Origin of the sequence: Aeromonas cavernicola (assembly GCF_002795305.1) — a bacterium.
GTDB classification, from domain to species: domain Bacteria; phylum Pseudomonadota; class Gammaproteobacteria; order Enterobacterales; family Aeromonadaceae; genus Aeromonas; species Aeromonas cavernicola.
Window position 1 is genome coordinate 1 of sequence record NZ_PGGC01000211.1, and the last position, 4,495, is coordinate 4,495.

Genomic DNA, 4,495 nt, shown 5'->3' on the forward strand with positions numbered 1-4,495 from the left:
GCGCATTATAGGGATCGAGCTCACACATGCAAGGGGGATTTCGAATTAAATTCGATTTTCTGACTTAAACGTTCATGAATCACCCAGAAAGTACATTTGTTCTACATTCTTTCTCGTTTAATCAGGCTATTCACCTTTTTAGTGGCGCACGCATCGATACATACAGTTGGTACGCTTTGACTTCGTTGTATCGACATCCATGGTGATCGCGCTCACGCCTTCGGGTAACATAGCGCCCCTTTGCGATTCACACACTCTTGGGCTTTGGAGAGTTTAATGCCTTTTGCACTTGGCCAGCGTTGGATTAGTGATACCGAGACGGATCTAGGGTTGGGGACTGTCGTTGCTATTGAGGGACGCATGGTTACCCTGTTGTTTCCGGCTACCGGTGAAAACCGCATGTATGCCAAAGAAGAGGCGCCGGTGACCCGGGTTAGCTTCAATGTAGGCGACCAAATCACCAGTCATGAAGATTGGACCATGACGGTTGACGAAGTGCAGGAGAAAAATGGCCTGCTTATATATGTCGGTGTGCGCACCGACAATGATGAGCCTGTTGCCCTCAAGGAAGTGTTTCTCAACAACTTTATCAAGTTCAACAAGCCACAGGATCGCCTGTTCGCCGGTCAGATCGATCGGATGTCGCGCTTTACCCTGCGCTACGAGGCGCTGGTCAATCAACATAAGCGCCGTCTTAATCCGACCCGCGGCTTGGCCGGTGGCCGAGTCAGCCTGATCCCGCACCAGCTCTATATTGCTCACGAAGTGGGTCACCGCTACGCCCCGCGTGTACTGCTGGCGGACGAGGTGGGTCTGGGCAAGACCATTGAAGCGGGCATGATCATTCACCAACAGCTGCTCTCCGGCCGCGCTCATCGGGTATTGATCCTGCTGCCCGAGACTTTGCAGCACCAGTGGCTGGTTGAGATGCTGCGCCGCTTTAACCTGCACTTCTCCCTGTTTGATGAGGAGCGCTGCATCGAGGCGTTCGCCGATGCGGAGAACCCCTTCGAGACCGAACAACTGGTGATCTGCAGCCTCGACTTCCTGCGCAAGAAGCGTCGTCGCTTCGAACAGCTGCTAGAAGCCGAGTGGGATCTGCTGGTTGTCGACGAAGCGCATCATCTGGAGTGGAGCGAAGATGCCCCCAGCCGCGCCTACGAAATGGTGGAAGCACTGGCCGAACAGGTGCCGGGCGTGCTGCTGCTGACCGCCACCCCAGACCAGCTTGGCCACCAGAGCCACTTTGCCCGCCTGCGCCTGCTCGATCCAGAGCGTTTCTACGACTACGAAGCCTTCCTCGCCGAGGAGCAGGCTTATGGTCAAGTCGCCAGCGCCGCCCAAGAGCTGCTGGATGGCGAGACCCTAAGCGATGCAGCTAAACAGATCCTCACCAGCCAACTTGAAGGACTGGACTTAAACGATGCTGAGGCCCGCCAGCAGGCGGTCGCCAAGCTGCTGGATCAGCATGGCACCGGCCGGGTGCTGTTCCGTAACAGTCGCGCCAACATTCAGGGCTTCCCCGAGCGTCATCTCAACGTCTACCCGATGCCACTGCCGGAGCAGTACAAGACCGCCATCAAGGTGATGGGCATGATGGGTGGCAATGGTGGCGAGCTACAGACCCGCGCCCTGCGCTACCTCTACCCCGAGAAGATCTTCCAACAGTTTGAAGGCGACAACGCCAGCTGGACCCAATTCGACCCACGGGTTGACTGGCTGCTGGCGCTGCTGCTCTCGGCCCGCCAGCAAAAAGTGCTGGTTATTTGCTCCGAAGCCGCCACCGCCATCGCCCTAGAAGAGGCACTGCGAACCCGCGAAGGCATCAGAGCAACCGTGTTCCACGAAGGGATGTCGATCCTAGAACGGGATAAAGCCTCAGCCTATTTCGCCCAAGATGAAGGTGGCGCTCAGGTGCTGCTCTGCTCCGAGATCGGCTCAGAGGGCCGCAACTTCCAATTTGCCAGCCACTTGGTGCTGTTCGATCTACCGCTCAACCCAGACCTGTTAGAGCAGCGTATCGGCCGACTGGATCGTATTGGTCAGCAGAATACCGTCGAGATCCACGTTCCCTATCTGGAAGGGACTGCCCAGCACGCCCTGCTGCGTTGGTATCACGATGGTCTGGACGCGTTCGAGCAGACCTGCCCAACCGCCCGCGCGGTGTTCGAAGCGGTGCGTGATGAGCTGTTCGAGCTACTGGCCGCCAACACCGGAGAGCAAGCGGCCCTCGATGCGCTGCTGACCCGTACCCGCGAGCTGCACGAGCCACTCAAAGCACGACTGGAACAGGGCCGTGATCGCCTGCTGGAGATCCACTCCAGCGGTGGCGCCGCTGCCCAGCAATTGGTCGACCAGCTGGCCGCCGAAGATAATGACACCGCCATGATCTCTTTCGCGCTTAAGATGTTCGACGAGATTGGCGTCAATCAGGATGACCGTGGCGAGAACGCGCTGGTGCTGACCCCAGGGGATCACATGCTGGTCTCCAGCTTCCCGGGCCTGCCGCAAGATGGCATGACCATTACCTTTGATCGCACGACCGCCCTGTCGCGGGATGATATGGCGCTGCTCTCTTGGGATCACCCGATGATGCGTGGCGGTATCGACCTGATCCTCGGCTCCGAAATCGGGGCAACGTCGGTGGCGCTCCTCAAAAACAAAGCGCTGCCTGCGGGTTCCATTCTACTGGAGCTGATTTTTGTTGCCGAGTCTGCGGCCCATTCCCAGCTCTACCGCTTCATGCCACCCACCCCGATCCGGCTGCTGATGGACAAGAACGGCAATAACTTAGGCGAAAAAGTAGCGTTTGATGCCTTCAACCGCCAGCTGACCCCAGTTAACCGTCACCTCGGTAGCAAGCTGGTCACCGCGTCTCAACCGGTGATCCATGGCCTGATTGGCCAAGGTCAGGAGATTGCTGACGAGCTCAAGGCCAACATCGTGGATAAGGGCCGTGCCCAGATGGCGCAGACCCTGCAGCAGGATCTGGATCGTCTGGCAGCACTCAAGGTGGTCAACCCGAACGTGCGCGACAGCGAACTGGATTATCTGCGCAATCTGCAAGCAGAGCTGCACCATCTGATCGACCAGACCCAGCTCAAGCTGGATGCGATCCGCTTTATCGTGGTCACCCACAACTAACGAAACAGGGCAGGCATCGCTGGTTGATACCGACCAGACTCGACGTGAGTTCGATGCCATCCACTTTTTATGGTGGTCACCCATGACTGATAGGGCATATTCCCTGCTTGGCATGGGGTGACCCGTAACAGCTAGGGGCTTGCCCCCTTTTGAGCAAAGATGCGAGACGCTATGTTTGTATACGCTCCCCCCCAGGAACCTTGGCTTGATATCCTGTTCAAGGACAAGGACATCATGGTGGTCAACAAACCCACTGGCCTGCTGAGCGTCCCAGGGCGGGGCCCCGAGAATGAAGACAGCGTGCTCCATCGGGTAAAACAGCAGCACCCCAAGGCGGCGGCAGCTCATCGCCTCGACATGTCCACCACTGGCGTCATTATTATTCCCCTCAATCCTAATGCTCATCGGGAACTGAGCCGACAATTTCGCGAGCGGGAAACCGAGAAGCACTACCTCGCATGGGTCTGGGGTGAGCCCGAGACTGACGCAGGTGAGGTCGACCTGCCACTAGGTTTGGATTGGCCCAATCGGCCCAAACAGAAAGTTGACTTTGAGGAGGGACGTCACGCCCTGACCCTGTGGGAAAAATTGAAGGTGGAAAATGGCAACAGCCTAATCAAACTGACCCCCATCACGGGTCGCTCCCACCAGCTGCGCGTCCATATGTTGGAGCTGGGGCACCCCATTCTGGGTGATAACCTGTATGCCCATCCGGATGCACTGGCGGCCGCTCCCCACCTCTACCTGCACGCGACCAGCTTGACCATCAGTCACCCCCGTAGCGGTGAGCGGATGCGCTTCGACGCACCGCCCCCTTTCTCCTGCTAGTGGGCGACCTGCCTCACTCAGCCTTGGCGCCGACCGTCAACATTACGGTCCGGCGCCGCTATTAGCACGGCCTGACAACAAGGAGGCTCGCCGCTCTCTCACTGCGAGCAGCATCGATCCTCTCGGCCATTGCAGCCCCTCACCGATATCACCCGTTTGAAGATCAAAAGCGATGTGCCCGGCTCGGCATGGTTCACGGTTGGCTGCTATAAAGCCGCTCGGCATAACGGGCCAGACCTGCCGCGACCGAACCAAAATCATCCCCCCCTTCGAGCGGGATAGCCGGCAGTTTCTGGCGGATAAAGCGGGCAATCAGCGGCGAGCGGGCGCTACCGCCGGTGACGAAGATGCGATCCGGCTGCACACCGGCGGCGGCAATCGCTTCGTCCATCAGCTCGCCAATTTTCTCCAGCAACAGGGCAGAGGCGTTGGCCAGTTGCTCGCGGGTCAGCTCAGCTTCCAGCCCTTTCTCCAGCTCGGCCAGCGACTGGCGATTCAGCGGCTGCTCCGAGAGGATCGATGC

General features: G+C 58.4%; 3 protein-coding genes. 2 read left to right on the top strand and 1 reads right to left on the bottom strand.

What is annotated here, in order from left to right; translation table 11 throughout:
- The first annotated feature begins 276 nt into the window (after positions 1–276).
- Positions 277–3,144 (top strand): RNA polymerase-associated protein RapA, encoded by a 2,868-nt coding sequence (gene rapA, locus CUC53_RS17795; protein WP_100295350.1) that lies wholly within the window; start codon positions 277–279, stop codon positions 3,142–3,144.
- 171 nt (positions 3,145–3,315) lie between these two features.
- Positions 3,316–3,972: a bifunctional tRNA pseudouridine(32) synthase/23S rRNA pseudouridine(746) synthase RluA gene (gene rluA / locus CUC53_RS17800; RefSeq protein ID WP_100295351.1), complete on the top strand. Its 657-nt coding sequence runs from the start codon at positions 3,316–3,318 to the stop codon at positions 3,970–3,972.
- Positions 3,973–4,165: 193 nt separating this feature from the next.
- Here the strand turns inward: rluA and CUC53_RS17805 are convergent.
- The coding region (locus CUC53_RS17805) for an Hsp70 family protein (RefSeq protein WP_157798320.1) at positions 4,166–4,495 on the bottom strand (330 nt) is incomplete at its 5' end.